Source organism: Corynebacterium sp. DNF00584 (assembly GCF_001552965.1).
Classification (GTDB): Bacteria; Actinomycetota; Actinomycetes; order Mycobacteriales; family Mycobacteriaceae; genus Corynebacterium; species Corynebacterium phoceense.
In genome coordinates this window covers 187,358-213,455 of sequence record NZ_KQ959749.1, presented here as the reverse complement: position 1 = coordinate 213,455, position 26,098 = coordinate 187,358, and the positions used below count along the sequence as shown (strand labels likewise).

General features: G+C 65.9%; 27 protein-coding genes. 13 read left to right on the top strand and 14 right to left on the bottom strand.

Features of this window, described 5'->3' with window-relative positions; genetic code table 11:
- The first annotated feature begins 9 nt into the window (after positions 1 to 9).
- Genes HMPREF0307_RS06890 through otsB form a run of 3 tightly spaced genes read left to right on the top strand, consistent with a single transcriptional unit; the run spans position 10 to position 2,705 of the window.
- A complete protein-coding gene (locus HMPREF0307_RS06890; protein WP_066490148.1) occupies positions 10 to 1,425 on the top strand; it encodes an alpha,alpha-trehalose-phosphate synthase (UDP-forming) in 1,416 nt (471 codons plus the stop codon).
- Positions 1,422 to 1,913, top strand: a complete 492-nt coding sequence (locus tag HMPREF0307_RS06885; RefSeq protein ID WP_066490145.1) for an META domain-containing protein — start codon at positions 1,422 to 1,424, stop codon at positions 1,911 to 1,913. Before HMPREF0307_RS06890 ends, HMPREF0307_RS06885 begins: the two co-directional genes overlap by 4 nt.
- Positions 1,914 to 1,934: 21 nt before the next feature.
- Positions 1,935 to 2,705 (top strand): trehalose-phosphatase, encoded by a 771-nt coding sequence (gene otsB / locus HMPREF0307_RS06880; RefSeq protein WP_066490143.1) that lies wholly within the window; start codon positions 1,935 to 1,937, stop codon positions 2,703 to 2,705.
- A gap of 74 nt (positions 2,706 to 2,779) precedes the next feature.
- Here the strand turns inward: otsB and HMPREF0307_RS06875 are convergent, their stop codons facing one another.
- Positions 2,780 to 3,871 carry a LacI family DNA-binding transcriptional regulator gene (locus HMPREF0307_RS06875; RefSeq protein WP_066490138.1) on the bottom strand — a complete coding sequence of 364 codons (1,092 nt, stop codon included), beginning with the start codon at positions 3,869 to 3,871 and terminating at the stop codon, positions 2,780 to 2,782.
- 96 nt (positions 3,872 to 3,967) lie between these two features.
- On the opposite strand from HMPREF0307_RS06875, the gene HMPREF0307_RS06870 reads away from it, so the two are divergent.
- The 4 genes from HMPREF0307_RS06870 to HMPREF0307_RS06855 are packed head-to-tail and all read left to right on the top strand — an operon-like array spanning position 3,968 to position 7,399.
- Positions 3,968 to 4,888 (top strand): metal ABC transporter solute-binding protein, Zn/Mn family, encoded by a 921-nt coding sequence (locus HMPREF0307_RS06870; RefSeq protein ID WP_066490134.1) that lies wholly within the window; start codon positions 3,968 to 3,970, stop codon positions 4,886 to 4,888.
- Complete coding sequence (locus HMPREF0307_RS06865) at positions 4,878 to 5,591, top strand: metal ABC transporter ATP-binding protein (protein WP_066490127.1); 714 nt, start codon at positions 4,878 to 4,880, stop codon at positions 5,589 to 5,591. Before HMPREF0307_RS06870 ends, HMPREF0307_RS06865 begins: the two co-directional genes overlap by 11 nt.
- Positions 5,592 to 5,605: 14 nt before the next feature.
- Positions 5,606 to 6,553 (top strand): metal ABC transporter permease, encoded by a 948-nt coding sequence (locus tag HMPREF0307_RS06860; RefSeq protein WP_066490119.1) that lies wholly within the window; start codon positions 5,606 to 5,608, stop codon positions 6,551 to 6,553.
- 9 nt (positions 6,554 to 6,562) lie between these two features.
- A complete protein-coding gene (locus HMPREF0307_RS06855; RefSeq protein ID WP_066490116.1) occupies positions 6,563 to 7,399 on the top strand; it encodes a CE1 family esterase in 837 nt (278 codons plus the stop codon).
- Here the strand turns inward: HMPREF0307_RS06855 and HMPREF0307_RS06850 are convergent.
- The 7 genes from HMPREF0307_RS06850 to HMPREF0307_RS06820 all read right to left on the bottom strand — a co-directional run bounded on the left by HMPREF0307_RS06850 (position 7,396) and on the right by HMPREF0307_RS06820 (position 13,210).
- On the bottom strand, positions 7,396 to 8,040 hold the full coding sequence (locus HMPREF0307_RS06850) for an AAA family ATPase (RefSeq protein ID WP_066490112.1): 645 nt from the start codon (positions 8,038 to 8,040) through the stop codon (positions 7,396 to 7,398). The genes HMPREF0307_RS06855 and HMPREF0307_RS06850 overlap by 4 nt on opposite strands.
- Positions 8,037 to 8,771, bottom strand: a complete 735-nt coding sequence (locus HMPREF0307_RS06845; RefSeq protein ID WP_066490103.1) for an AAA family ATPase — start codon at positions 8,769 to 8,771, stop codon at positions 8,037 to 8,039. Before HMPREF0307_RS06845 ends, HMPREF0307_RS06850 begins: the two co-directional genes overlap by 4 nt.
- An 18-nt stretch (positions 8,772 to 8,789) precedes the next feature.
- The gene (gene rlmB / locus HMPREF0307_RS06840; protein ID WP_066490093.1) at positions 8,790 to 9,740 is read right to left on the bottom strand and encodes a 23S rRNA (guanosine(2251)-2'-O)-methyltransferase RlmB; all 951 of its coding nucleotides are present in this window, start codon (positions 9,738 to 9,740) and stop codon (positions 8,790 to 8,792) included.
- Positions 9,741 to 9,777: 37 nt separating this feature from the next.
- Positions 9,778 to 11,238 carry a cysteine--tRNA ligase gene (gene cysS, locus HMPREF0307_RS06835; protein WP_066490085.1) on the bottom strand — a complete coding sequence of 487 codons (1,461 nt, stop codon included), beginning with the start codon at positions 11,236 to 11,238 and terminating at the stop codon, positions 9,778 to 9,780.
- 98 nt (positions 11,239 to 11,336) lie between these two features.
- Complete coding sequence (ispF, locus tag HMPREF0307_RS06830) at positions 11,337 to 11,825, bottom strand: 2-C-methyl-D-erythritol 2,4-cyclodiphosphate synthase (RefSeq protein WP_066490082.1); 489 nt, start codon at positions 11,823 to 11,825, stop codon at positions 11,337 to 11,339.
- A 14-nt stretch (positions 11,826 to 11,839) separates the two neighbouring features.
- Positions 11,840 to 12,616, bottom strand: a complete 777-nt coding sequence (gene ispD / locus HMPREF0307_RS06825) for a 2-C-methyl-D-erythritol 4-phosphate cytidylyltransferase (protein WP_066490079.1) — start codon at positions 12,614 to 12,616, stop codon at positions 11,840 to 11,842.
- Positions 12,617 to 12,619: 3 nt separating this feature from the next.
- A complete protein-coding gene (locus HMPREF0307_RS06820) occupies positions 12,620 to 13,210 on the bottom strand; it encodes a CarD family transcriptional regulator (RefSeq protein ID WP_066490076.1) in 591 nt (196 codons plus the stop codon).
- A gap of 247 nt (positions 13,211 to 13,457) precedes the next feature.
- Here HMPREF0307_RS06820 and HMPREF0307_RS06815 point away from each other — a divergent pair, with 247 nt between their 5' ends.
- A complete protein-coding gene (locus HMPREF0307_RS06815; RefSeq protein WP_066490073.1) occupies positions 13,458 to 14,051 on the top strand; it encodes a hypothetical protein in 594 nt (197 codons plus the stop codon).
- A gap of 112 nt (positions 14,052 to 14,163) precedes the next feature.
- The gene (gene radA, locus HMPREF0307_RS06810; RefSeq protein ID WP_066490069.1) at positions 14,164 to 15,567 is read left to right on the top strand and encodes a DNA repair protein RadA; all 1,404 of its coding nucleotides are present in this window, start codon (positions 14,164 to 14,166) and stop codon (positions 15,565 to 15,567) included.
- Between the two features lie 84 nt (positions 15,568 to 15,651).
- On the opposite strand, the gene HMPREF0307_RS06805 is transcribed toward radA, so the two are convergent.
- On the bottom strand, positions 15,652 to 16,374 hold the full coding sequence (locus HMPREF0307_RS06805) for a hypothetical protein (RefSeq protein ID WP_066490059.1): 723 nt from the start codon (positions 16,372 to 16,374) through the stop codon (positions 15,652 to 15,654).
- Positions 16,375 to 16,428: 54 nt separating this feature from the next.
- Entirely contained in the window at positions 16,429 to 17,055 is a 627-nt protein-coding gene (locus HMPREF0307_RS06800; RefSeq protein ID WP_066490053.1) for a carbonic anhydrase, read from the bottom strand.
- Positions 17,056 to 17,080: 25 nt separating this feature from the next.
- On the opposite strand from HMPREF0307_RS06800, the gene HMPREF0307_RS06795 reads away from it, so the two are divergent.
- Positions 17,081 to 17,950 carry an HhH-GPD family protein gene (locus tag HMPREF0307_RS06795; RefSeq protein ID WP_066490417.1) on the top strand — a complete coding sequence of 290 codons (870 nt, stop codon included), beginning with the start codon at positions 17,081 to 17,083 and terminating at the stop codon, positions 17,948 to 17,950.
- Here the strand turns inward: HMPREF0307_RS06795 and HMPREF0307_RS06790 are convergent.
- Positions 17,947 to 19,224: a threonine/serine exporter family protein gene (locus HMPREF0307_RS06790; protein WP_141759230.1), complete on the bottom strand. Its 1,278-nt coding sequence runs from the start codon at positions 19,222 to 19,224 to the stop codon at positions 17,947 to 17,949. The two genes, HMPREF0307_RS06795 and HMPREF0307_RS06790, sit on opposite strands and share 4 nt — an antisense overlap.
- Before the next feature lie 77 nt (positions 19,225 to 19,301).
- On the bottom strand, positions 19,302 to 19,472 hold the full coding sequence (locus HMPREF0307_RS12945; RefSeq protein ID WP_077210016.1) for a DUF4236 domain-containing protein: 171 nt from the start codon (positions 19,470 to 19,472) through the stop codon (positions 19,302 to 19,304).
- Positions 19,473 to 19,511: 39 nt separating this feature from the next.
- Between HMPREF0307_RS12945 and HMPREF0307_RS06785 the strand changes: the two genes are divergently transcribed.
- From HMPREF0307_RS06785 to HMPREF0307_RS12940, 3 genes are read left to right on the top strand one after another with little or no spacing between them, the layout of a single operon-like run.
- Positions 19,512 to 20,732: a lipase family protein gene (locus HMPREF0307_RS06785; protein ID WP_066490046.1), complete on the top strand. Its 1,221-nt coding sequence runs from the start codon at positions 19,512 to 19,514 to the stop codon at positions 20,730 to 20,732.
- A 48-nt stretch (positions 20,733 to 20,780) separates the two neighbouring features.
- The gene (locus tag HMPREF0307_RS06780) at positions 20,781 to 22,094 is read left to right on the top strand and encodes a lipase family protein (protein ID WP_066490043.1); all 1,314 of its coding nucleotides are present in this window, start codon (positions 20,781 to 20,783) and stop codon (positions 22,092 to 22,094) included.
- Between the two features lie 59 nt (positions 22,095 to 22,153).
- Positions 22,154 to 22,312 carry a hypothetical protein gene (locus HMPREF0307_RS12940; RefSeq protein ID WP_154666885.1) on the top strand — a complete coding sequence of 53 codons (159 nt, stop codon included), beginning with the start codon at positions 22,154 to 22,156 and terminating at the stop codon, positions 22,310 to 22,312.
- 54 nt (positions 22,313 to 22,366) lie between these two features.
- Here HMPREF0307_RS12940 and HMPREF0307_RS06775 read toward each other — a convergent pair whose 3' ends face one another.
- Positions 22,367 to 22,984, bottom strand: a complete 618-nt coding sequence (locus HMPREF0307_RS06775) for a hypothetical protein (RefSeq protein ID WP_066490041.1) — start codon at positions 22,982 to 22,984, stop codon at positions 22,367 to 22,369.
- A 165-nt stretch (positions 22,985 to 23,149) separates the two neighbouring features.
- Positions 23,150 to 25,855: an ATP-dependent Clp protease ATP-binding subunit gene (locus tag HMPREF0307_RS06770; protein WP_066490411.1), complete on the bottom strand. Its 2,706-nt coding sequence runs from the start codon at positions 25,853 to 25,855 to the stop codon at positions 23,150 to 23,152.
- Positions 25,856 to 26,098: the final 243 nt, after the last annotated feature.

Below are 26,098 nucleotides of genomic sequence, written 5' to 3'. Positions count from 1 at the left end.
AGCGCAGGTATGAGCGACAACAACTTCGTCGTCGTAGCCAACCGGCTGCCAGTCGACCTCCACACCGCCCCCGACGGAACCCGGACCTGGACCCCGTCGCCGGGCGGTTTGGTCGCTGCGCTCACCCCCGTGCTCGAAAAGCACAATGGCTGCTGGGTCGGCTGGCCGGGCGTCGTGGGGGACGCGCCCGAGCCCTTCCGCACCGAGCGCGGCGTGCTACTCCACCCCGTCAAGCTCTCCCAAGCGGATTTTGAGGGCTTCTACGAGGGCTTTTCCAATGCCACGTTGTGGCCGCTCTACCACGACCTCATCGTCACCCCGGTCTATGACCGCGACTGGTGGCACGTCTACCGCGAGGTCAACCTCCGTTTCGCCGACGAGGTCGCTGCCGTCGCCGCCGAGGGCGCGACCGTGTGGATTCAGGACTATCAGCTCCAGCTGCTGCCAGGCATCCTGCGCCAGCTGCGCCCGGACCTCACCATCGGCTTCTTCCTCCACATTCCTTTCCCTGCGCCGGATCTCTTCGCGCAGCTGCCCTGGCGCATGGAGCTCGTCCGTGGGCTCCTCGGCGCGGACCTCGTGGGCTTCCACCTCGAGGCCAACGCCCGCAACTTCCTGGCGCTGGCCCGCCGCTTTGGCATCGAGGTCTCCGGCGAGGTCTCCACGCGCGAGGTCACCGCGCACCTGGAACTGAACAACGGCCGCCGCGTGGGCGTGGGCGCCTTCCCCATTTCCATTGACGCCGCCGCCATGAACGAATGGTCCGCCGCTGACTTGGGCGGCGCGGAACGCCTCCACGCGGACCTCGGCCACGAGCGCACCGTCATCCTGGGCGTCGACCGTCTCGATTACACCAAGGGCATCCTCCAGCGTCTCAAGGCCTTCGAGGAACTCCTCGACACCGGCGCGCTCAACCCGGAAGATGTCTGCCTCGTGCAGATCGCCACACCCTCGCGTGAGCGCATTACGAGCTACCGCAAGACCCGCTCCCAGGTCGAGGAGGCCGTGGGCCGCATCAACGGACGCTTCGCACAAATCGGCGCACCCGTCGTCCACTACCGCCACACGAGCGTGCCCAAGGACGAGCTTCGCCGCTACTACCGCATGGCAGACGTCATGCTCGTTACGCCGTTCAAGGACGGCATGAACCTCGTGGCCAAGGAATACATCGCCTGCCACGGGGACGACTCGGGCGCGCTCGTGCTCTCCGAGTTCGCCGGCGCCGCCGTCGAACTTACCCAGGCCTACCTGTGCAATCCTTTCGACATTGAGTCCATTAAGAAGGCCCTGCGCGACGCAGTGGTCGGCCTGCACAATCAGCCGGAGGTCCTCGCTGAGCGCATGCATGCCATGCACGCCCAGGTCATGGAGCACGACGTCGACCTGTGGGCGAATTCCTTCCTCGACTGCTTGGAGAAAAAATGAAGAAAATCCTCGCTCCTCTCCTCGCTCTCACGCTCGCGGCCTGCGGCACGCCGGAGGACAACGCCGCGCCCGGCGACCAGGTCCGCTTGAATAAGTCCTGGCAGGTCGTCGGCATCTACACGGCTGCCGATGCCCCCAGTTCTATCCCTGAGACTCTCCACCCCGCGCCCAGCCTCACGCTCGGCACGCAGGGTCTCGTGGGTACGACGGGCTGCGCCCAGTTCCGCGCGGACGCCACGTACCTCAACGGCGAGGAAGAATCCAACGTCGAGGACGCGGACGGCGTGCGCATCGACTCCGTGCAATTCGACGACACGCGCGCCGACTGCACCGGCGAATCCCTGTGGGCACACAACCAGCTCACGCGCCTGCTCGCTCAGAATCACGAGTTCACCCTCCGCGTCGACGAGAACAACCAGATGGTCTTCACCCTGCACGACGGCCGCGTGGACTCGCCTGCCATCCGCTTCGTGTCCCTCGCTGCCTAGAAACGCTTAAAAGGAGCATTTATGACCGACCAGCCTGCTTTCATCAACGAACTCGCACGTACCCCGCGGCTCGCGGTCGTCTCCGACTTCGACGGCACGCTCGCCGGTTTTGCCACGGACCCCTACGCGGTCCAGGCCGATCCCCGCTCGCTCGCAGCGCTCGAGCGCCTCGCCCAGCTCCCCGACACGTGGGCCGCGGTGCTCAGCGGTCGCCACCTCGAGGGGCTCGCCCGCGTATGTCCGCTCCACGATCCCGTCATCTTCGGTGGCTCCCACGGCGCGGAGACCGCAGGCCCCGCGGGCGCGACCCCCGTCACGCCCGAACAGCAGGCCTTCCTCGACGACGTCGAAGCTCAGCTTCACCCCATCCTCGCTCAGTTCCCAGGCGCCGAGATCGAGTACAAACCCTTCCAGCGCGTGCTCCATGTGCTCAAGCTGCATCTCCAGGATCCCGCAGCCGCACGCGCCGCGCTCGATGCCGCGCTTGCCCTCGACCTTCCCGGCGTCGAAGGCAAGATGGTCGTGGAATTCTCCGCCTCCTCGGCGACGAAGGGCTCGTGGATTCAGGCCCTGCGCGAGCGCCTGGGCGCCACGGCCGTCGTCTTCCTCGGCGACGACGTCACGGACGAGACCGGCTTCGCCGCGCTCACCCAGTTGCCCGCTGGCCCGGACCTGGGCATCAAGGTAGGCGAGGGCGAGACCACCGCCGTCCACCGCGTGCCCGGCGTCGACGCCGTGGCGGACTTCCTCACGGACCTCGCCGCCGCTCGCGCGGAGTTCCTCGGCCGCTAAATGCCAAAAGTGCCGCACTGTGCGCACAACCAAAAATCCTCGCCCGCCGCGCAGGTTTTCACAATTTTCGGTAGTTAGCGCGGCGGGGCGATGGTCGTGCCGCGCTCGAAGGTCGTGGGCAGCAGGCGGCGCGGGCTCTCCTCGGGCGCTTCGGCCTCGCCGCGCGCGATAAGCGAGGAGAGCATGTGGCCCGCGGCCGCGCCTTTCGCCTTATTCGGCTGCACGACGGTCGACAGGCCGCGCAGGCGGGCGGTCTGAATGCCGTCGAAGCCGGTGACAGAGAGCTCGCCTGGGACGTCGATGCCGCGCTCACGCGCCACTGTGAGTACCCCTAGCGCCATGGAGTCCGTGGTGCACAGGACGGCGGTGAGCTCGGGGTGGGCATCGAGAAGCTCAGTAGCTGCCGCGTGCGTAGTCTGCGCATTGTTGAGGTGGCGCGTCAGCACCGGAACGTCCGTAATGCCAGCCTCGTGGAAGACCTGCAGCGCGCCCGTCACGCGCGAGCGCTGCACGTGCATGTCAGCCTCGGCCAGGCGCTCCGGCGAAACGAAACCGTCCACCGGTTCGCGGAAGAGACGGATAGCGAGGATGCCGATCTGCGTGTGGCCAGCCTCCACGAGCGCACGCGCCGCTGGCTGAATGGCCGCAACGTCATCAATGCCCACGAAGGGCAGCCCGGCGTCTGTGGGCTGGTCGCAGACCACCACGGGCAGGCCGCGGCCGCGCACGGCCTCGAGGTACGGGTCGTCTGCGGCGACGGAGTAGACGACGAAGCCGTCGACGGCGGCGCGAGCGACGAGCGAGGGGCCATCGGCAGGCGAGCTGGTGCCGGGGCCGGCGGGGATGAGGGTCAGCGTCGTATCCGCGCCGGCAGAAGCCTCGGCCATGCCCGCCAGGAAGTCGACGGAGGCCTGGTCCTCGAAGGCGTAGGAGAGATGCTCGGTGAGCAGGACACCCACGGAACCAGCGTGGCGGGTGCGCAGGCTGCGCGCCGTGGGATCGGGCCCCGGGTAGCCCCGCGCGGCCGCCGCGGCGAGGATGCGCTGACGCGTAGCTGCGGAGAGCTGATCCGGGCGATTATAGGCGTTCGAGACGGTGGTGGGAGATACCCCCAACTCGGCGGCGAGCGACGCCAGCGTTTTGCGTTGTGGGGTGCGTTTTACCATAAGTGCTACCCTACCCCACCCACCCGCGTCGACCTCCCCTGATTTTCAATTGGTTATCAATTGACATTGAGTTGCAACAACGGAAAACTGGAGCGCATGCTGTACTCGCGTTCCCTGACTCTTGTGTCCGTCGCGGCACTGGCTCTCACGGCCACCGCCTGCTCCTCTGGCTCCTCTGACTCGTCGGCCTCTGGCGACGAGACCATTAAGATTGTCGCCTCCACGCCGATCTGGGCTGACGTCGCCAACGTCGTCGCCGAATCCACGGACGCGGACGTCGAGGTCTCCTCTGTGATTACGGACCCGAGCGTGGATCCGCACCACTTCGAGCCCACTGCAGCCAATATCGCGCAGGCCAACGAGGCAGACATGGTCGTCGTCGGTGGCGGCGGCTACGACGCATGGCTCTACGAGACGGTCAAGGAGCAGGACAAGGTCGTCACCGCCCTGCCGCTCATTGAGCACGGAACGCTCGACGAGCACATGAATGACGAGGGCCTTAAGGTCACGATCATCGACGGTAACGAGCACATCTGGTACGACGTCGAGGCCATCAACGTCGTCGCCGAGGAGATCGCGGACGCCATCAACGCCAAGGACCCAGAGGCGGGCGCCTCGGCCGACGGCCTCGAGGAGAAGACGAAGGGCTTTGCCGACCGCATCGCCGCGCTGCCCGCCAAGAAGTACGCGCAGACCGAGCCGATTGCGGACTACCTCCTCGCGCCGTCGGACTCCTGGACTGACAACACGCCGGAGAAGTACCGCGCCGCCACCCTCGACGAGGGCGAGCCGGCCGCAGCTGACCTCGCGCGCTTCCTCGGCGTCATCAAAAACGGCGACATCGACGTCCTCATCTACAACCCGCAGACCGAGACGGATATGACCACGCGCATCCACGATGCTGCGGAGGCCGCCGGCATCCCGGTCGTCGAAATCGGCGAGACCCCGGTGGACGGCGAGAACTTCTTCGATTACTACGAGTCCGTTGTCTCCGCGCTGGAGTCCAATGCCAAGTAAGTCGCTCGTCTCCTTCTGCGACGCCGCGGTCGATCCGCTGTGGTCGAACATGTCCTTCGACATCGAGCCCGGCGAGTTCATCGCGGTGCTCGGCCCCAACGGCGTGGGCAAGTCCACGCTGCTCGGCACCATCTTGCGCACGCGCCAGCTCACCGACGGCCGCGTAGACGTCAATTGCCGCGTGGGCTATATCCCTCAGCAGCGCATGTTCCCGCCTGAGCTGCCGATGCGCGCCCGCGACCTCGTCTCCCTCTCCCTCGCCCATGGCGTGGTGAAGAACCGCCGCGCCGCGCGCGCTCGAGTGGACGAGCTCCTCACCGAGGTCGGCGCGACCGGCATCGCGGACCGCCGCGTAGGCCTGCTCTCCGGCGGCCAGCAACAGCTCATCCGCCAGGCTCAGGCCCTCGCTGCCGACCCGCAGCTTCTGCTCGCGGACGAGCCGCTGCTCTCGCTTGACCCGGCGCGCCAGCAGGCCACCGTGGACAAGCTCGATTTCTGGCGCCGCGAGCGCGACCTGTCCATCGTCTTCGTCACCCACGGCATCAACCCGGTGCTCGGCGTCGTCGACCGCGTGCTCTACATTGCGCCACATGGCCACATCATGGGCACCGTCAACGAGGTCATGCGCAGCGACGTGCTCTCTGAGCTCTATGGTTCGCGTGTCAACGTCATCGAAATCGATGGCCGCATGATCGTCGCGTAGAAGGGGAATCATCCATGCAGAAATATATTGAGGACACCCAGTACCTCCTGAGCATCGACTTCGTGCAGCAGTCGCTTATCGCCTGCGCCCTGCTCGGCATCCTCTCGGGCGTGATGACCTCGCTCATCGTGTTGCGTCAGATGTCGTTTTCCGTGCACGCCACCTCGGAGCTCGCCCTTATGGGCGCCTCGGCCGCGCTCCTCTTCGGCCTCAACATCGGCTTCGGCGCGGTCGCCGGCGCCATCGTCGCTGCCATCGTGCTCGCCGTCCTCGGCTTCAAGGGCCAGCAGGACTCCGCCATCGGCGTCGTCATGAGCTTCGGCCTCGGTCTCTCCGTGCTCTTCTTGCACCTCTACCCCGGCAACTCGAACTCCGCGATGTCGCTGCTAACCGGCCAGATCGTCGGCGTCTCGAGCGCCTCCGTCTGGCTGCTCGCCGCGACCATGGTCATCATCGTCGGCGCTGTCGCGCTGTTCTGGCGCCCCATGCTCTTCGCCTCCGCGGACCCCATCATGGCGCAGGCCGCCGGCGTGCCCGTGCGCGCACTGTCCGTCGTCTTCGCCATCCTCGTCGGCCTCGCTGCCGCACAGTCCGTGCAGATCGTCGGCTCCCTGCTCGTCATGGCGCTGCTCATCACCCCGGGCGCCGCCGCCGTGCACATCACGTCCTCGCCGGTGCGCGCCATTATGTGGTCCACTATCTTCGCTGAGGTCTCCGCCGTGGGCGGCCTAGTCCTCTCCCTGGCTCCCGGCCTGCCCGTCTCGGTCTTCGTCACGAGCATCTCTTTTGTTATTTACCTGGTCTGCCGCGGTATCGGCGCGGCCCGCAGCCGCAAGGCCGTCCGCGACGACGTCGCCGCCCGCCGTACCTCCCAGAAACACTTCGGCGCCGCCACCGATCGCGCCGACGCCGAGGCACACCACACCTCGACGCACGACGAGAGCTGCACGCACCAGGACTAGGCTAGATGCGTGACTTTGGAACGCCGTAGCCTCGAATTACAAGACCGCACCCGCAAGTACCTCGTGTACCGCCCCGACACCGTCGCGGCGAAGCCCGATATCCTCATGTTCTTCCACGGCTCCCTGCAATCCGCGAATGTCATCCGTCGCTTTACCAACGGCACGTTCGATGACCTTGCCACCCGCCACGGCATGCTTGCGGTCTACCCCACCGGCGTGGAACAGCACTTTAACGATGCCCGCGCCACCCTGCCCGTCGCCGCGCGCGAGCTGGGCATCGATGACGTCGCCTTCACGCGCGCCATCCTCGACGAGCTGCGCGCGGAGCAGGAGATTGGCCGCGTGTTCCTCTGCGGCTTCTCCAACGGCGGGCAGATGGTTATCCGCTTGCTCTTCGACGCGCCCGGGCTTGCCGATGCCGCCTGCGTCTTCGCCTCCACTCTCGGCGCCGGCACCAACCATGCGCCCACCAATCCGGACTCGGCGTACCAGCCCACCCCGGTCATGTTCGTCCACGGCACGGGCGACCGGCTCGCGCCCTATAAGGGCGGAACGGCGGGCATTGACCCGAAGCGCACCCGCGGTGCCGTCTCCGGCGCGCAGGAGAATGCCGCACGCTTCGCAGAGCTCAACCAGGCCGCCGGCCCGGCGCGCATCCAGCTTTTCCCCGACACCGTTGTCGACCACTGGAAGCCAGCAGATAGCGACGGCGCACCGGTCGAGCTCGTGAGCGTCGAGGGCATGGGCCACGTCATCCCGTCGGGCAACGAGCTGGACCCACGCCTGGGTAAAAACACGGATTCCTTCATCGCTGCCGAGCTCGTGGAGGACTTCTTCGGCCTTTAAACCCGCCGCATCACTTCGGCGAGGGACTGAAACGCCAGCGTCTGTGTCACGTCGCGCATCTCTAAGAAGAACCCATCTTCTGTAATTTCAACAATCCGCGCACCGGGGATGGCTGCCACGATCGGCGAGTGCGTCACCACGATGAACTGCGCACCCGCCTCCGCGGCACGATGGATTTCCGCCATGAGCGTCATCTGCCGCACGAGCGAAAGCCCCGACTCCGGCTCGTCGAGGATATAGAGCCCGCGCCCATCAAAGGAACGCTGCACGACGTCCATGACGGATTCGCCGTGCGACATCGCGGTCGAACCGACGTTGTAGTGCGTCTCCGCGCGCAGGAAGTAGCCGTCCTTCGCCGCGTTACCCAAGCGCAGGCTCGCCCACCCCCGGAGGGGATTGATGGGACCGGCGGAGCGCTGCACACCCCATATCCCGCCGCGCTCAGGAAAGCCGTACTCGAAGGCAATGCCCTCGGCGAGCGTCGACTTGCCCACCCCGTTGTCCCCGGTCAGCACGGTCACCGGCGCACGCAGGTCCAGTCCCTGGCGTCGCAGCGCCACGAAACCAGGAACGGAGGACACCCACTCAGGTCCGTGGCCGCCGTCCACCGCGGCATAGGCGTCGACATAGAAGTCCCTCATTCGCCCTCCCCAATTAGAAACGCGGCGGTCCCCAATGGATCGGCGAGGAACTCGCGCGCGGCGTGAACAGCCTCCGTCGCTTCGGGAGCGACGGGCGCAATCCCATTGTCGCCGAACGCGTAGACGGTCGCGCCTTGCATGCTGAGGAAGACTGGTGAGTGCGTCGCGAGGATGACCTGTGCGCCTTGGGCGGTGAGGCGCTCGAGCTGCGTGGCAACCTCGACCTGCCGGGGATAGGACAAGCCGTCTTCCGGCTCGTCGAGAATGATCATTCCGTCAGAATGGAAGCGTCTCTCGACGAGGGCGAGCAGACCCTGGCCGTGGCTGAGAAACGGCAGGTCCCTGAGCGGATCGGGATTCTCCGGGCTATGGATCTGGTGGTGATACTCGCTCAAGTTGAGGAAGGTCTCGCCGCGCAAGAAGTACACGTCGCGCGGGTTGTGCGCCCGCGAGCAGATGAGCCACTCGGGATAGTCCTCGTCGCCGGTGGCAAAACGGGCGTGGCGCGAACCGCCCTCGGGATTGACGCCAAGCCCCACGGCGATGGCCTCTAGCAGCGTGGATTTTCCGGCGCCGTTATCCCCCACGACGACGGTAACGGGCGTAGGAAAACGCAAGGCGCCGCCGGGCAGCGCTGCGATGAGCGCGCCCAGGCGGCGCATGTGTTCCGGCACATCGGGCAGTCCCTCCCCGATAAGCTCCGGGGCGGGACGCACGCTCGTGAGAAACATGGCGGCGAAAGCGTGAGCCTATTTCTGGGCCACGCGGCGCTGGCGGGCGAACTCGGACAGCACCGCGCCGGCCGCGACGGAGGCGTTGAGCGACTCGACCCACGGGGTCATGGGGATGGACATGACCTCGTCGCAGTTCTCGCGCACGAGACGGGAAATGCCCTTGCCCTCGGAGCCGATGACGATGACGACGGGATCCGTGCCGCCGTCGTAGGTGTCGAGCGTGTGCTCGCCGCCGGCGTCGAGGCCCACGACCTGGTAGCCGTGCTTCTGGAAGTACTGCACCGTGCGCGTGAGGTTCGTCGCACGCGCCACGGGCAGGCGCGCTGCGGTGCCCGCGGAGGTACGCCATGCCACGGCAGTGACGGAAGCGGAGCGGCGCTCCGGGATGATGACGCCGTGGCCGCCGAAGGCCGCGACGGAACGAATGACCGCGCCGAGGTTACGCGGGTCCGTGATGTTGTCGAGGATGACGAACATGCCCGGCTCGGGCTTGGCCGCCACGTCAGCGACGAGGTCCTCAACCTGCGCGTATTTGAACGGCGGAATCTGCAGGCCAATGCCCTGGTGCATGCCGTTGCCTGTCATGTTGTCCATCTCGTGGCGCTGGACCTCGAGCACCGGCAGGTTGCGGGAGTTCGCGATGGCAACGGCCTCGGAGAGGCGTTCGTCCATGCGGGTGCCCTGCACAATGTAGAGGGAGGTCGCCGGGACCTTCGCGTGGAGGCATTCCACGACAGGGTTGCGGCCCACGACCATCTCTGCGGTCTCCTTGACGTGGCGCCCGGAGTTGCGACGTTCGCGAATCTGCTTCGCCTTGTACTTGGCGTGGTAGACGCGGTCCTCCGCCTTCGGGGTCGGGCCCTTGCCCTCCAAACCCTTCTTGCGCTGTCCGCCGGTGCCCTTGAGCGCACCCTTCTTATTCGACTTGCGTGCGCCTGCGCCGCCACGGCCGTGAGTTCGTGCCATAAAAATCTATCCTTCTAGAGCGTGTGCAACGTGTAATTTAAGCCAGCGACCAGGTGGGGCCGTCGGGAGTATCGGTAATGGTAATGCCCGCTGCTGCGAGTCGGTCGCGCACGGCATCCGCCGTGGCCCAGTCCTTCTCGGCACGTGCGGTGGTACGTGCCTCGAGCTCGGCGGCGACGAGGACCTCGAGTGCCTGCTCGGCCGCACCCGAATCCGCAGCGGAGCCAGACGCCCACTCGATCGGGTCGAAGCCCAGCACCGCAGCCATAGCGCGCACAGACTGTGCGAGATCCAGCGCGCGGGCTTCGTCCCCCTCGGCGAGCGCCTTGTTGCCAGCGCGCACCGTGGTGTGAATTTCTGCCAGGGCGCGTGGAACGGCGATATCGTCATTCATCGCGTCCTCGAAGCCCTGCGTCCACTCACCCACCTCGACGGTGTCGAAGCGCGCGAGGAAGTCCTCGATGCGCCGGTAGCCCGCGGCAGCCTCGGTGAGCGCGGCCTCGGAGTACTCGAGCACGGAACGGTAATGCGCCGAGCCCAGGTAGTAGCGCAGCTCGACTGGGCGGACGAGCTCCAGCATGGTGGGCACGGAGAGCACGTTGCCCAGGGACTTGGACATCTTCTCTCCGGCCATGGTGACCCAGTGATTGTGCATCCAGTAATGCGCGAAGCCGTCGCCCGCCGCGTGGGACTGGGCAATCTCGTTCTCGTGGTGCGGGAACTGCAGGTCCAGGCCGCCGCAGTGAATGTCGAACTCGGAACCCAGGTAGTACGTGGACATCGCCGAGCACTCCAGGTGCCAGCCCGGGCGACCCTTGCCCCACGGCGTGGGCCACGAGGGCTCGCCGGGCTTCGCGCCCTTCCACAGGGCGAAGTCTTGGGCGCCGCGCTTGCCACGGTCGAGGGCGTCCACGCCCTCCCCTTGGTCCATTTCCTCGACCTTGTTGCCGGACAGGGATCCGTAGTCAGAACCCTCGGCCGCGACCCAAGCATTGACGTCGAAGTAGACGGAACCTGCTCCTTCGGCTTCACCGTCGGTCTTGCCGACGGCATAGGCGAAGCCGCGGTCCATGAGGCGCTGCATGTAGTCGACCATCTGGGTGACGAAGCCGGTCGCGCGCGGCTCGACGGAGGGCGGAAGAACACCGAGCGTGTTGTACGCCTTGGTGAACTCGCGCTCATACGTGGAGACCCACTCCCACCAGGGGCGGCCGTTGTCCGTGGCCTTGGTGAGAATCTTGTCATCGATGTCGGTGACGTTGCGGACGAAGGCAACGTCGAAGCCCTGAGCAATGAGCCAACGACGCAGGATATCGAAGGCGACGCCGGAACGCAGGTGACCGATGTGCGGTTGGGCCTGCGGGGTCGCGCCACACAGATAGATAGACACGTGACCGGGCCGGATGGGCTCGAACGGGCGCTGCGTACGCGCCGCCGTGTCATAGATGTGAAGCTGCGTGGTCGGGGTCTGCTTATCGTTGGAAGTCACGCAGCCCATTCTAGGGGACGCTGGGCTTTTCTTTGCTACCCACCGACATCGGTGGAGGGCACGGCTGCCTGCGGAGCACGAGTTTAGGTGCTGGCTAATGCGGTGGCTTATGCGGTGGCCTTCCACACGACAGCGGTCGCGACGGCGGCGCGGCCTTCCGCGCGACCGGTGAAACCGAGGTGATCGGTCGTCGTCGCGGAGATGGACACCGGGGCGCCGAGGATCTCGGTGAGCACGCGCTCGGCTTCCTCGCGTCGCGGGCCCATCTTCGGGGTCTGGCCTACGAGCTGTGCTGCGGCGTTGCCGATAGTAAAGCCGTTCTCCTCAAGCAACGCGCGGCATTCTTTGAGCAGCTGCGCTCCGGAGACGCCGGCGTATTCCTTACGGCCTACGCCGACGAAGGAGCCGAGGTCACCCAGCTGTGACGCGGAAAGCAATGCGTCGACGACGGCGTGGGAGACAACATCGCCGTCCGAGTGTCCCTCGCAGCCGTCCGCGCCCTCGAAGAGGAGACCCGCGATCCAGCAGGGCTTGCCTTCTTCGATCTGGTGGGCATCCGTGGCGATGCCCACGCGCGGAATAATCGGCTGTTTCATGATGGTCTCCTTATTTATTTCTCGTCGCGCGCCGCAGGCTGCGCGGCGAGGACGGCGCGGGCGAGGGTGAGGTCGAGCGGGGTCGTTATCTTGAACGCCATCGCGTCGCCGGGGACGGTCACGACGGTGACGCCGAACCATTCCATGAGGCTTGCGTCATCCGTCGCGATGAAGTCCTGCTTTCTTGCGAAGTAGGCCTCGTTGGCGCGGATGAGCGTCGCGAGGTCGAAGCCCTGTGGGGTCTGGACGGCGCGTAGGCGGGAACGGTCTGGGGTCGCGAGAACGGTGTCGCCGTCGACTTCTTTGATCGTGTCGGCGACGGGCAGCACCGGGATGACGGCGGACGCACCGGCCGCGACGCGGTCGACAATGCGCGCGACCATGTCCGGCGGGGTGAGCGCGCGGGCGGCATCGTGGACAAGGACGATGGCATCCTCATGACTCGCGTCGGCGCTAGCCGACGCGCCAGCCGACGCGGCAGTTGACGCAGCATCGGCAGCCGCGGCCCGAAGGCCGGCCCAGACGGAGTCGGCGCGCTCGCCGCCGCCGTGGACGAGGCGCACGGGGGCATCGGCAAGCTGGGCGTCTGCAAGGACCCGCGCAGCGGTGTCCTGCATGTCGGGGCTCACGAGAACGATGACCTCATCAACGCGGCCGGAGTCGAGCAGCAGACGCACGGAACGCGCGAGCAGCGGAACGCCGTCAAGTTCGACGTAGGCCTTAGGGATCGGCGCGCCGAGGCGCGTGCCTTGGCCGGCCGCAGCCACGAGCGCAATGACGCGGCGCGACATTATTTACTCTTCGTCGTCAGAATCGTCGAAGTTGAGGTCTGCGAGATCCTCATCATCACCGCCAGTGACGACGGTGGTGTCCTCAACGAGGCCTGCTGCGCGGTGGCGCTCGATGGTGGCCTGGATTTCCTCTTCGAGGGCGTCAGCCTTCTTCTCATCAACCGGGGTGGCAAGGGCCAGCTCACCCACGAGAATCTGGCGGGCCTTGGCGAGCATGCGCTTCTCACCGGCGGACAGGCCGCGGTCCTGGTCGCGGCGCCACAGGTCACGAACGACCTCGGCCACCTTGTTGATATCCGAGGAGGCGAGACGCTCCTGGTTGGCCTTGAAGCGGCGGGACCAGTTGCCAGCCTCTTCGACGTCGGTTTCGCGCAAGACGGAGAAGACCTTCTCCAGGCCTTCCTTACCCACGACGTCACGGACGCCAACATGCTCGGCATTCTTGGAAGGAACGCGCACGACGAGATCCGAGTGCTTGATCTGAAGCACGAGGAACTCCAAGGTCTCCCCGCCCATCTCACGCTGTTCGATGGCAGTAATCTCTGCAGCACCGTGGTGCGGGTAAACGACGACCTCGCCGACCTTGAACTCCATGTTTGTCCAGTCACTCCTCGTTCGGGTTCGTTGGCGCGCATCGCACGACGCGACACACGCATATATGGTGAGAAATTTTACCACGCTGGACGGGGGCGGCGTTTGCACCCCGGGTTTACCCCCGGATACCCCCATGTTACGCATGTGGCGTAGCCCCCAACGGGCCCAAAACTGTGTACTTCCCGCCGCTAACGACTAGGCTAAGTCGTTGATAAACGCCTGATCTCTTAATTGGAGGACGCTCGAAGTGAAGTCCCTGAAGTCTGCCGCACGTCGCGGTGCCATCATCTCTGTTGCTGCTATGTCCGCGCTTTCTCTGGCAGCCTGCTCCGCGGGCCAGATCACCCAGACCTCGCAGAAGGTCATCGCAGTGGATGGCACCAACGCCAAGACCGAAGACGGCGCCGTGGCCGTGCGTGACGTGACCATCCAGCTGGAGCCGAACGACGGCACCGCATCGCTCAAGTTCAGCGTCATCAACGACGGCTACGCCGACGGCAAGGTCACCCTCCAGTCCATCGACGTCGACGGCCAGTCCGTCAACGTCTCCTCCGCACAGCCCATCGGCCGCGGCCAGTCCATCATCGGTGATTCCAAGGCCAACCTCGACGCCGTTCCGCAGGACGAGACCTCGAATTCCGTGCAGTACATCACCACGGATCTCACCAACGAGGACTACGCTTTCGGCGGCACCCGCCCGGTCACCTTCACCTTCAACAACGGTGAGCTCACCGTGGACGCTCCGGTGTCCGCCTCCCCGCTGACCTCCGGCCAGTACAACCGTGACTCCTCCTCCACCGAGGGCTACACCACGGAGACCGCTAAGGCTGAGCACCACTAATTCTCTCCGTGTGCGCCCCTGCCGCACACGCCTTCGAGCCATTCCCCCGCCCGCGCTGCTGGTCAGCGCCGGCGGGGGTTTCGTGTTGAGGGGCTGGTTTAGAGTAGGCAGCATGGCTAAGAAAGTTCGTCCCATCCACACCTGCTCCGAGTGTGGATATGTCTCGCCCAAGTGGCTGGGGCGCTGCCCCGAGTGTGGTTCGTGGGGCACACTGCAGGAATCCATGCCCGCCGCGCCCGCGTCGGGTGGCGGCCTGGGCGGCGGGGCCGCGGCGCAGGCGGCCGTAAGCGGCCAGCTGGCCAAGGGGCTTACTCCCACGAGTCCGGCGCAACCCATTACGAAGATTGGGGCGTCGGCGACAAAGACGCTGCCCACGGGCATTGGGGAGCTTGACCGCGTGCTGGGCACCGGCATCGTGCCGGGATCCGTGGTGCTCATGGCGGGCGAGCCGGGCGTGGGCAAGTCCACGCTGCTGCTCGAGGTAGCCTCGCAATGGGCGCAGTTGAACCGCACTGCGCTCTATGTGACGGCGGAGGAGTCCGCGGGCCAGGTACGTGCCCGCGCGGAGCGCACCGGAGCGCTGCATGACACGCTCTATCTAGCAGCGGAGTCCAACCTCGACGTGGTGTTCGGGCACGTGGAACAGCTCAAGCCCTCGCTCATGATTGTGGACTCGGTGCAGACCATGCATGCCGCGGGCGTCGAGGGCGTGGCCGGCGGCGTCGCGCAGTCGCGCGCGGTGACGGCGGCGCTCACCACGCTGGCGAAGACGACGGGCATTCCCATCCTGCTCGTGGGCCACGTGACGAAGGACGGCAATGTCGCGGGTCCGCGCGTGCTCGAACACCTCGTGGACGTCGTCCTCAACTTTGAGGGCGACCGGCAGTCCAGCTTGCGCATGCTGCGCGGTATTAAGAATCGCTTCGGCGCCACGGACGAGGTGGGTTGCTTCGAGCAGACCGCCGGCGGCATTCGGGAAGTCTCAGATCCGTCAGGGCTCTTCCTCTCCCACCGCGGGGCGACACCAGACGGCTCGGCGGTGACGGTGGCCATGGACGGCGTGCGGCCCATCTTGGCAGAAGTTCAGGCGCTCACGGTGGATCCGGTCTCGAAGAACCCGCGCCGCGTGGTCACGGGCCTGGACAACAACCGTGTGCCCATGGTGCTCGCAGTGCTCCAGGCGCGCGCGGGCCAGAAGTCGAATGAGAAGGACGCGTACGTCGCGACGGTGGGCGGCGTGCGCATCAACGAAACAGCGACGGACCTGGCGGTGGCGCTCGCCACGTGGTCCTCGTTGCATGAGAAGCCGCTGCCCGCGAAGACCGTCGTCATCGGCGAGGTGGGCTTGGCCGGGGAGCTGCGCCGCGTACCCGGCGTGGAACGGCGTCTCGCGGAGGCTGCGCGCCTAGGCTACAAGCAGGCCATCGTGCCGGCGGGCTCGGACGCGAAGGTCGCGGGCATGCGCGTCAAAGAAGTCGCGACGTTGGGGCAAGCCATCGCACTCGTCGACGCGTAGCGGGGAGAAAAATGCGCACGCCCCGCGCGGCGCGTGTGTGCTGGCGGGGTCGGAAAGCGAGAGCGACTCGGGGTAAGCGCTTGGCTAGTTCAGATTGAACGTATAGCCCTCGGAGTAGTTATCGCCAATGATGCCGTGGGCGAAGTAGTGGCCAGCCTCGGCGACGGGGCGGTCGGAGCATTGCCCAGGCTCGGAACCCTTGCGCGACCACGTGGCCTGGAATTGCTGGGTGGCACCGGCCTTGAAGGTCGTGCGACCGGTCTGGACGGAGGGGTAGCAATCCGTGTCCGCCCACACGCGGGCGTTCGTGCCCATCTTATAGACCTCGAAGCGGAGCTTGTTCTGGTCCAAGTCGATATCGCAGTCCACGGCGGTAGGGTTTTCGACGTCCATGACGAAGACAGGCAAGTCGCCGTCTTTGTAGGACGCCTCCACGGCTTTCACGCTCACCTTGAGATCATCCACGGTGCAGGAATTCTTCGGGGCTTCGGACGCTGCGGCGGAGTCGGACGGCGCGGCGGATTCGGACGGCGCGGCTGCAGAGGACTCAGCGGACGGGGCGCCGTCGGAAGCGGGAGCCTCCGCGGCGGAGGACGTGGGAGCCGCCGACGGTGCGGAGGAGGGGGCATCGGCAGGCTGGGCCAGCGAGGAGGTTGCGGCGGCCTGTTGCGACGCATCATCCTTACCGCCTCGGCCCACGGTCCAGGCGATGATGAGCGCGGCGACCACCACGAGGATAAGAATCAGCGCGGCCGCACGGCGGCGCTGATAAATCACGGGAGGCAGTGGCTTACGCGGAGTCGACATGCCCTTATTTTAGGGCGTGACCGGCGCGACCTGCGCCACTGCGGGCCCGCGTGTCTACTGCACGCCGTGCAGGACGAGGGGTTCGACCGTGCCGTCATCAAGGAGGTAGCGAATGCCAGCAATGCCGAGCTCCCCCGCTTCAACCTTATCGGCGAGATGCGGAATGCGCGCCATGAGCTGCTTGACGGTCTCCACAGTGTTACGACGCTCGAAGTCGTCCGTGGTGTCCTTGCCCTCGGCCTGGGAGGCGATGGCGGCGAGCGCAACCCTTTCCACGATGGTGCGTTGGAAGCCAGCCGGAATGGTGGAGTCGTCCTTGAGGAAGCCCGAGGTCGCCTTCACAGCACCGCAGGACTGGTGCCCCATGACGACAAGGAGGTCGCAATCGAGGTCATCGACGGCAAACTGCACGGAGGCGAGCACGGAGTTGTCCACGATATGGCCAGCATTGCGAATGATAAACGCGTCGCCAAAGCCCATGTCGAAGACAAGTTCCGCGGGGACGCGAGAGTCGCCGCAAGAAAAAATTGCAACGCGCGGGGCCTGGCCGGTGCGCAGGGCGTCGCGGCGAGCAATATCGGAGTGAGGATGTTCCGCCTGGTCAGAGGCGTAACGTTGGTTTCCAGCCAGCAGGGCGTCCCAGACGTCCTGAGGGGTCTTGAGCTCAATGTTTTTAGCCACGGTACATAAGTTTAAACTATCCCTGATGAACTTCGAAGCACTTCTTGCATGGTTTGACGTCAACGAGCGGGATCTCCCCTGGCGCCGACCGGGTACCACTGCCTGGGGCGTGCTGCTCAGCGAAGTGATGAGCCAGCAAACTCCCGTCGCGCGCGTCGCCCCCATCTGGAAGGACTGGATGGTGCGCTGGCCCACGCACGTGGACTTCGCGGCAGCCTCCCGCGCGGACGTCCTCAAGGCGTGGGGCACGTTAGGCTATCCCCGGCGCGCGCTGCGGCTCTGGGAGTGCGCGCAGGCTCTCGGCTCGTCACCCGTCCCCTCTGATGTCGATGCTTTATTGGAATTGCCTGGCATCGGGGATTACACCGCCCGAGCCGTGGCGTGTTTCCACTACGGGCTCAACGTGCCCGTCGTCGATACGAATGTGCGGCGCGTCTATGCGCGCGCTATCACAGGGACCTTCCTGCCACCCACGCCGCGCAAGCGGGAGCTTGCCGATGTTGCCTCGCTCCTCGAGGCCGCACCCGCTGGGCGCGGGCCGCGCGTCTCTGCCGCGCTCATGGAGCTAGGCGCCCTGGTGTGCACGGCGAAGAATCCCTCCTGCGAGGCGTGCCCGCTCAAAGCCGAGTGCGCGTGGCAGCTCGCCGGGTGCCCGGAGCCCTCGGAGGAGGAGACCGCCAAGGCGAAGAAGCGCGTCCAGAAGTTCACGGGCACGGACCGCCAAGCGCGCGGGCGGCTCATGGCGGTACTCCGCGGGGCGACCGAGCCTGTCTCACAGGCGGCGCTCGACGCCGTGTGGGAGGACGCCCCGCAGCGCTCCCGCGCGTTGGCCTCGTTGCTCGCGGACGGACTCGCGGAGCAGGATCCGGACGGGCGGTTCCGGTTGCCTTCCTAGAAGTCTGGGTTCCCCGCGCCCGGGCGGTGGTGCGAGAAGTCGATGAGGTGGCCCAACGCCCAATCCTTATCCGTGAGCAGACGGGCGAGGATGAGCCCCGCGCCGATGGAGATGACCACCATGGCCGCCGTCGCGGCGAAGGTGAGCGCCTGCGTCATATCGCCGGCGTTGAGCTGGTAGACGGAGCGGAACATCGCGGTGCCGGGAATCATGATGACGGAGGCCGGGACCGTCGTCGTAATGCGGGGCAGATGCACCTGCTTTGAGGCGACGGCGCCGAGTAGGCCCACGATGAGCCCGCCCACGAACGCCGCAAAGTAGGCCGTGGTGCCAGCTTCCACAAGCAGCAGGCGCACGAGGTTGGCCACGGTGCCCACGCACGCGGCGACGAGCACCATGCGCCGCGAGGAATTAAAGAGGAAGGCGAACCCCGCGATGCCGCAGAAACTTGCCACGGCCGCGAGCAGGAACCATCCCGGCGTGAAGTCCGCCTGCGCCGGCTCCGGCTTGAGATCCGTCAACCAGCTCACCATCGTCACCGTAAACGTCGCCGCAAGGATGACTGTGAGCGCATACGTCAAGCGCGCGAGCCCCGCATCAAAGTCGAAGCGGCCTAAATCAATGAGCGCGGAGAAGAGCGGAAAACCCGGGATGAGGAAGAGCACCGCAGCAACATAGCCGGAGGAGAACCCCGCGGGGTCCGCGAGCCCTGCCGCGGCGAGGGATTCCGTGGTAGCAAAGAAGACGAGCGAGGACACGAGCCCCGCCGCGACGATGCCGCCCAGCTGGTGAACGTGTTGCTTGGCTAGGGTGTGGCGCGTGAGCTGCCCGCAGAAAGCAGCCAGGGCCACGAGCGCGATGGCCACCCAGGAGAAGTAGTTGAGCACCGCAAAGGACGCGCACGCCACGGCCGCAGCAGTCGAGAGAATCCACACGTTCCAGCGCTTCGTCACGCCATGCTCAATCGCATCAAGCTTCGCCGTGAGTTCTTCCGCCGTGGTCCCCCATGGCACCCCGTGGTGCGTGAGGTCCTCAAGCGCCTCGATGCGCGAGGCGTCCACCGCCGGCGAATGTTGCTGCGCAATGATGGTTCGGAAATGCTCACCGCGGTGGAACGTGCACACAATCTGCGTCACGCCCACGGACAGGTCGAGCCGGTCAAAACCCATCGCGCGCGCCGCGCGCTTCATTCCACGCATGACGCGGTAGCCGGATGTGCCCGCGCCCATGAGCAGCATGCCCAAGCGCAGCACGACGTCGGCCTCGACGCCCATCTGCCGATATTCTGCTTGCGACATGCCCATAGGCCGTCGCTCCCTTCACCTATCTTTCTCGACTAAAGCTGCGTGCTTTAGCGCCAGCGACCGCGGAAGTTGAGTCCGCCGGGCAGGTTGACCCACATGCCACCACGCGAGTTGAGGGTCACGGGACCGATTTTCGTGGACATCGAAGCACCCGAGCCGGAGATATTGATCCAGCTATTCTTGCCCGTCTTCTTGCGCTTGCGGAAGTAAATACCCATGCAGCAAAGTCTAGCGTCCCGCCCCAATCCAGGTAATCTATGTTCGTGAAAATCCGCTTTCTTCTCTCCTCGCTTGCCCTTGCCGCAAGCCTTGTCCTTCCACCCGCCACGGCTGTCGCCGCGCCTGCCGGTGCTCCCTCTCCCGGCACCGTCACTGCCAGCGCGCCCTTCCAGCACCTGCTGCCCGCCAACTCCTCCGCCCGCGTGCTCACGTACTCCACGACGCGCGAAGATGGCTCCCCCGTCGCGGCCACCGCGACGCTTTACGAGCCCACTGCCGCCTGGACGCACGGCGGCCCGCGTCCCACCATCGTCTTCGCCCCAGGCACCCGCGGTCAGGGCGACCAGTGCGCGCCCTCGCGATCCTTCCTTGGCGTGTCCTCCGCGTGGCCCGGCTCGGTGAATTTTAACTACGAGTACCAGTTCCACCAGGCTGCCGCCGCGGCCGGCATGCGCGTCATCGTGCCGGACTACATCGGGCTCGGCACCCCGGGAGCGCACACCTACGTCAATAACATCGAGGAAGCCCACGCCGTCATCGACGCCGGCCGCGCTGCGCTCCAGGCCTCCGGCGCGCCTGCCGATGCCCCCATCGCCTTCGCCGGCTACTCCCAGGGCGGCGGCGCGGCGGCCGCAGCTGCCGAATTCGCCGAGGCGTATGGCCCCGACCTCAACGTCCGCGGCACCTACGCCGGTGCCCCGCCGGCTGACCTCGAACGCGTCATGCATGCCGTCAACGGCTCCGCCATCGCGCACGTGCTGGGCTACGCCATCAACGGCTTCGCGGAGCGCGACCCGCAATTCCGCGACGCCATCCTCGCCAACTTCAACGACCGCGGCAAGGCTTTCCTGCGCGACGCCGCCACCTCGTGCATCGGCGAATCCGTTGCGACATGGGGCTTTACCCGCACCCAGACGCTCACGGCCCACGGCGAATCCCTGGAGGAACTCTCCCTCAAAGAGCCCATTATCGGCGAGACGCTGCGCCACCAGAAGCTCGGCCAGCACACCCCCAACGCGCCCATCTACATCGCGAACTCCCCCACGGATGATCTCATCCCCTACGGTCAGGCCCGCGCGCTCGCTGGCGCCTACTGCCAGGCCGGCGCGACGGTGAACTTCGTGGCGGAACCCGGCACGGCACTCGCCCCCGGCGCGGCCCTCGGCCACGCGGTGCCTCTCATGGCCTCCGTACCGAAGGGCTTGGTTTACCTCTTCGACCTGTTCACGCATAAGCCCGCCCCGAACAACTGCGCATAGACCCAGGTCACACCGCCCATGCCGGCGCCACGCGGTAGTATTTTCACCGTGAAACTTCTCTCCCTCTCTCCCCTGCGTGCGGGCCGTATTCTCGCCGCTTCGTCCCTCGCCGCCCTGACCGCGGCGGCGCTGTGCACTGCCCCTCTCGCCACCGCGGCCCCCGCGTCGGCCTCATCCCTGTCGAGCGTCGGATCCAGCTCCGGTTCCAGCTCCGGTTCCAGCACCGATTCCAGCTCAGCCGGCGAGGACTACGACTTCTACATGACGCCGCCCTCGGCCGTGGGCTACGCCCCGGCGGGCACGCTCCTGCGAGAGAGCACCGTGGGCGTGGGCCGCAGCCGCATTCTCTACTCCTCCACGCTGGAGGATGGCACGCCCACGTACGTCTCCGGAGCGGTCCTGGAGCCCACCGGCACCTGGCACGGTGAAGGGCCCGCCCCCACCGTCGTCATGGCACCGGGCACCCGCGGCCTCGCGGATCACTGTGCACCCACCAAGGGCCCGGGCTTCCGGGGCCAGATCGCCCCGCTCATGTCGTCCATGGGCATTAACTATGAGCTGCCCTATTACGCAAAGTTCCGCGCGCGCGGCATGCGTCTCGTGCTCACTGACTACATCGGTCTGGGCACGCCCGGCGTCCACACGTATGCCAACCGTGTCGAGCAGGCCCACGCGGTGCTCGACGCCGCCCGCGCCGTCGTCGGTGACTCGGGCCGCCCCGTCGCTCTCTTCGGGTACTCCCAGGGCGGCGGTGCCGCTGCCGCCGGCGCTGAGCTCGCGGAAGCATACGCCCCAGAGCTCAACCTGCGCGCCACCTATGCGGGCGCTCCCCCGGCTGACCTCATCGCCATGCTCGGCGGTTCGCCGAACTTAGGCCCGAATCTCGCTTACGCCATCGCGGGATTCTCTGCGCGCGACGAAGGCTTTGCCACCGCTGTCAACGGCTACCTCAACTCCAAGGGCCGGTACTGGCTCGCGGAAAACTCCCGCTCGTGCATCATCGACTCCATGCTGCGCTGGGGTGCTACTCCGCTGTCATCGCTCACGGATACCGGCATGTCCATGGCCGAGTTCATCGCCTCGGACGAGCGTGTTTCCTCCGTCCTCGCCCAGCAGAAGCTGGGCACCGTCGCCCCCACGGGCCGCGTCCTCGTGGGCAGCGCTCCCAACGATGACATCGTCAATCATGACCAGGCCATGCAGCTGGCCTCGGACTGGCAGAAGCTCGGCGCGGCGGTGGAGACCACCGAGGTTGCTGGCTCGCCGTTCTCGTCCCGCGTCTCCGGCGGCCACGCCGCAGGCCTCATCGCGCAGTTCGATCCCGCCCTCGACTGGTTGGAGCAGGCTCTGTTGGCGGGCTAGACTCGGTCTCCTTACATGCGGCGAGCCGCGCCGTGTGCCGGAACAAGGAGCTTTCACGCATGCCGAAATTCAGCAATATCAAGACCCAAGATCTTCTCTCCCTCATCATGGCGCTGGCTACGCTCGTGAGCGCCATCATCGGCATCACCGCCAGCAACAACGATGATTCCTCGAGTGGCTCGCTGAGCTCCGAGTCCGCCGCCACCTCGTCGAAGTAACCTCGGAGTAACCCGCGCACTCAGTACACGCCGCGCGGGCTCATCTCCCCTGCGCTAGCCCTGCGCGCGCCAGCTCTCCGTAAATTCTCCGCCCGCCACACGGGCACCGCCCTGGCGCACGCCGAAGCCGCCGTCGCTCACCGTGATGAGTGAGTCGTCCGTGGGAACATAGAACGTTGGGCCTTCCAGATAGGCCGTGTTTGTCAGCGATCCGCCAAACAGCGCGCTGTGATAGATGTACTCGCCGCCAGATGCACACACGACCGCCGCGCCATCGGGGCCACGCCCGGCAAAGGCAAGCGTCTCGCCATCACCGCAGACGGCAGTAGTCCCCGACCATCCGCTCTGCGTAAGTCCCTCCGGCATGCCTGTCTCAGCAGACGCTTCCACCGTTGAGGTCGGCACCACCGACGTCGCGGATGGCGCCGAGGACTCGCTCTCGGGTTCGTCAGTCGGCACCGCCGCCTCCTCGCCCTGCCCCGACGCGGTCTGCGTGACCACAACGGTCGAGCGCTCCGCATTATTGTTCTTTCCGCCACCCCACACGGTCCACGCTACGAACCCCACTGCGGCGAGCACAATACCCGCCAATAGGACAACCCCAGCGATCAGCGGCCAGCCGGACTCACTCGAGCGGGCGGTTGCAGATCCTGTCTTCTTCGACGAAACCATAGTTTTCCTTTCGGTGAGCGAGGATTACACGGGGCTATAAGAGCAACCGAGTTCAGCCTAGAAGACTGCAGCATATCTGGAATAGACCTCCGCAGGCATACAAAGAACCCGCATGCAATGACTGCATGCGGGTTGTGTTGCTCTACACCTCGAGCGGGCTAGGGCTTAGAGCGCCTGGCCTGCACCGGCGGTCGGCGGGTTGTTGCCGTCGTCGTTCGAGTCGTCGTCGAACGGCAGCTCCGGCTCGGAGGACGTGGACGGCACGTCGGCGGTGACGACCTCTTCGGTCTCACGCACCTCGGCGTCGGCCTCCTCGTCGGTGAAGGTGCCAGCCGGCAACGGCTTCGGGCTCGGCGAGAAGGTGAACGTCGCCTTCGAGTTGTCCTTGGACTCGCCGTCCCAGTTCTCCACGTCGACCGTCACGAGGTCGCCGGCACCAATCTCGCCGAAGAGGATCTTCTCGGAGAGCTGATCCTCGATCTCGCGCTGGATGGTGCGACGCAGCGGACGAGCGCCGAGGACCGGGTCGAAGCCACGCTTGGCCAGGAGATCCTTGGCCTTCTGCGTGAGCTCGATGCCCATGTCGCGCTCGGTGAGCTGCTTCTCCACGCGGGCGATGAGCAGCTCGACCATCTGCACGATCTGCTCCTGCGTGAGCTGGTGGAAGACCACAATCTCATCGATACGGTTGAGGAACTCGGGGCGGAAGTGCTTCTTCAGCTCGTCGTGAACCTTGTTCTTCATGCGCTCGTATTGGCCGTCGGCATCCTGCGACGCGGAGCCGGAGAAGCCCAGGCCCACGGCCTTGGAGATGTCCTGCGTACCCAGGTTCGAGGTGAAGATAAGAACGGTGTTCTTGAAGTCGACCACGCGGCCCTGGCCGTCGGTAAGGCGGCCGTCTTCGAGGACCTGCAGGAGGGTGTTGTAGATCTCCTTGTGGGCCTTCTCAATCTCGTCGAAGAGGACGACGGAGAACGGCTTGCGGCGCACCTTCTCGGTGAGCTGGCCGCCCTCCTCGTAGCCGACGTATCCCGGAGGAGCACCGAAGAGACGCGACGCGGTGAAGCGGTCGTGGAACTCGCCCATGTCGATCTGGATGAGGTCATCATCCGAACCGAACAGGAAGTTCGCCAGGGCCTTGGACAGCTCCGTCTTACCAACACCGGACGGGCCGGCGAAGATGAAGGAACCGGAAGGACGACGCGGGTCCTTGAGGCCTGCGCGCGTACGGCGGATAGCGCGGGAGACGGCCTTGACGGCTTCGTCCTGGCCAATGATGCGCTTGTGGAGCTCCTCTTCCATGTTGAGCAGGCGAGAGGATTCCTTCTCCGTGAGCTTGAGAACCGGGATGCCGGTCCAGTGAGCCAGAACCTCTGCAATCTGGTCCTCGCCGACCTCGGCGATGTCCTCGAGCTCACCCGAGCGCCACTGCTTCTCCTTCTCTGCGCGCTCTTCGCCGAGCTTGCGCTCCTTGTCGCGCAGGCCAGCAGCCTTCTCGAAGTCCTGTGCGTCGATGGCCGCTTCCTTTTCCTTGCGGACCTCAGCGATACGGTCATCGACCTCACGCAGGCCTTCCGGAGCGGTCATGCGCTTAATGCGCATACGGGCGCCCGCCTCGTCGAGGAGGTCGACGGCCTTATCCGGCAGGAACCGGTCATTAATGTAGCGGTCAGACAGGTGAGCAGCAGCCTTGAGGGCCTCGTCCGTGTAGGAAACACGGTGGTGTGCCTCGTACTTGTCGCGCAGGCCCTTAAGGATAAGAACGGTGTCCTCAAGCGAAGGCTCGTCGACCTTCACCGGCTGGAAACGACGTTCCAGGGCGGCGTCCTTCTCAATGTGCTTGCGGTACTCATCGAGCGTGGTCGCACCGATGGTCTGCAGCTCGCCACGGGCCAGCTTCGGTTTAAGCAGCGAGGCCGCGTCGATAGCGCCTTCTGCAGCGCCCGCGCCGACGAGAGTGTGGATCTCGTCGATGAACAGGATGATGTCGCCGCGCTGATTAATCTCCTTGAGGACCTTCTTCAGGCGTTCCTCAAAGTCACCACGGTAACGGGAACCAGCAACGAGGGAGCCCAAGTCGAGCGAGTAGAGCTGCTTGTCCTTGAGGGTCTCCGGAACCTTGCCGTTGACGATATCGAGAGCCAGGCCCTCGACGACGGCGGTCTTACCAACGCCCGGCTCACCAATGAGCACCGGGTTGTTCTTGGTACGACGCGAGAGCACCTGCATAATGCGCTCGATTTCCTTGTCGCGGCCCACGACCGGGTCGAGCTTGCCTTCCTTGGCAGCCTGGGTCAGGTTGCGACCGAACTGGTCAAGCACGAGCGAGTTGGAACGGTCGCCACCGTTGCCGCCGCCGGTGCGGCCGCCCGGGGCAGCGCCGGCGCCGACGGGGCCGGAACCCTGGCCCTCGCCGCCTTCCTGTTGGTTGCCCTCGTAACCCGAGAGCAGCTGGATAACCTGCTGGCGCACGCGCGGCAGATCGGCGCCGAGCTTAATAAGAACCTGTGCGGCCACGCCTTCACCCTCACGGATGAGGCCGAGAAGCAGGAACTCGGTGCCAATGTACTTGTGTCCCATCTGCAGGCCCTCGCGCAGGGACAGCTCGAGCACCTTCTTGGCGCGCGGGGTAAACGGAATGTGGCCCGTGGTCGGCTGCGTGCCGTGGCCGATAATCTCTTCCACCTCACGGCGGACATCCTCGAGCGAGATGCCCATGGACTCCAACGCCTTGGCGGCGACACCCTCACCCTCGTGGATCAGGCCGAGCAGGATGTGCTCCGTGCCGATGTAGTTGTGGTTGAGCATGCGTGCTTCCTCTTGCGCCAACACGATGACGCGTCGAGCACGGTCCGTAAACCTCTCAAACATGTCCATAACCTCTTTCGCTCTAATAGTTCTTTGCCCACTCTAACGCGCACCTCCTCCCCGACATTGCCCGCTGCCTCCACGTGTTCGCCCCGAACCCTCGTTCCCGCAGCTCACAGGGGTGTACGCCGGTAGCGAACAGGGCCTTTTCTGGCCCTGCTCGAAGCCTCAGTGTTGTCTTCTGAAGGCGGCCCCACACGGCTCTGCGTCGCCTGTACCAACCCGCCCCGCTTTCCGATGCCCCCT

What these genes read in the sequence shown, in the direction of transcription:
- HMPREF0307_RS06890 (WP_066490148.1), top strand. Translation starts at nt 10, where the DNA reads ATGAGCGACAACAACTTCGTCGTCGTAGCCAACCGGCTGCCAGTCGAC.
- HMPREF0307_RS06885 (WP_066490145.1), top strand. Translation starts at nt 1,422, where the DNA reads ATGAAGAAAATCCTCGCTCCTCTCCTCGCTCTCACGCTCGCGGCCTGC.
- otsB (WP_066490143.1), top strand. Translation starts at nt 1,935, where the DNA reads ATGACCGACCAGCCTGCTTTCATCAACGAACTCGCACGTACCCCGCGG.
- HMPREF0307_RS06875 (WP_066490138.1), bottom strand. Translation starts at nt 3,871, where the DNA reads ATGGTAAAACGCACCCCACAACGCAAAACGCTGGCGTCGCTCGCCGCC.
- HMPREF0307_RS06870 (WP_066490134.1), top strand. Translation starts at nt 3,968, where the DNA reads ATGCTGTACTCGCGTTCCCTGACTCTTGTGTCCGTCGCGGCACTGGCT.
- HMPREF0307_RS06865 (WP_066490127.1), top strand. Translation starts at nt 4,878, where the DNA reads ATGCCAAGTAAGTCGCTCGTCTCCTTCTGCGACGCCGCGGTCGATCCG.
- HMPREF0307_RS06860 (WP_066490119.1), top strand. Translation starts at nt 5,606, where the DNA reads ATGCAGAAATATATTGAGGACACCCAGTACCTCCTGAGCATCGACTTC.
- HMPREF0307_RS06850 (WP_066490112.1), bottom strand. Translation starts at nt 8,040, where the DNA reads ATGAGGGACTTCTATGTCGACGCCTATGCCGCGGTGGACGGCGGCCAC.
- HMPREF0307_RS06845 (WP_066490103.1), bottom strand. Translation starts at nt 8,771, where the DNA reads ATGTTTCTCACGAGCGTGCGTCCCGCCCCGGAGCTTATCGGGGAGGGA.
- rlmB (WP_066490093.1), bottom strand. Translation starts at nt 9,740, where the DNA reads ATGGCACGAACTCACGGCCGTGGCGGCGCAGGCGCACGCAAGTCGAAT.
- cysS (WP_066490085.1), bottom strand. Translation starts at nt 11,238, where the DNA reads ATGGGCTGCGTGACTTCCAACGATAAGCAGACCCCGACCACGCAGCTT.
- ispF (WP_066490082.1), bottom strand. Translation starts at nt 11,825, where the DNA reads ATGAAACAGCCGATTATTCCGCGCGTGGGCATCGCCACGGATGCCCAC.
- ispD (WP_066490079.1), bottom strand. Translation starts at nt 12,616, where the DNA reads ATGTCGCGCCGCGTCATTGCGCTCGTGGCTGCGGCCGGCCAAGGCACG.
- HMPREF0307_RS06820 (WP_066490076.1), bottom strand. Translation starts at nt 13,210, where the DNA reads ATGGAGTTCAAGGTCGGCGAGGTCGTCGTTTACCCGCACCACGGTGCT.
- radA (WP_066490069.1), top strand. Translation starts at nt 14,164, where the DNA reads ATGGCTAAGAAAGTTCGTCCCATCCACACCTGCTCCGAGTGTGGATAT.
- HMPREF0307_RS06805 (WP_066490059.1), bottom strand. Translation starts at nt 16,374, where the DNA reads ATGTCGACTCCGCGTAAGCCACTGCCTCCCGTGATTTATCAGCGCCGC.
- HMPREF0307_RS06795 (WP_066490417.1), top strand. Translation starts at nt 17,081, where the DNA reads ATGAACTTCGAAGCACTTCTTGCATGGTTTGACGTCAACGAGCGGGAT.
- HMPREF0307_RS06790 (WP_141759230.1), bottom strand. Translation starts at nt 19,224, where the DNA reads ATGGGCGTCGAGGCCGACGTCGTGCTGCGCTTGGGCATGCTGCTCATG.
- HMPREF0307_RS12945 (WP_077210016.1), bottom strand. Translation starts at nt 19,472, where the DNA reads ATGGGTATTTACTTCCGCAAGCGCAAGAAGACGGGCAAGAATAGCTGG.
- HMPREF0307_RS06785 (WP_066490046.1), top strand. Translation starts at nt 19,512, where the DNA reads ATGTTCGTGAAAATCCGCTTTCTTCTCTCCTCGCTTGCCCTTGCCGCA.
- HMPREF0307_RS12940 (WP_154666885.1), top strand. Translation starts at nt 22,154, where the DNA reads ATGCCGAAATTCAGCAATATCAAGACCCAAGATCTTCTCTCCCTCATC.
- HMPREF0307_RS06775 (WP_066490041.1), bottom strand. Translation starts at nt 22,984, where the DNA reads ATGGTTTCGTCGAAGAAGACAGGATCTGCAACCGCCCGCTCGAGTGAG.
- HMPREF0307_RS06770 (WP_066490411.1), bottom strand. Translation starts at nt 25,855, where the DNA reads ATGTTTGAGAGGTTTACGGACCGTGCTCGACGCGTCATCGTGTTGGCG.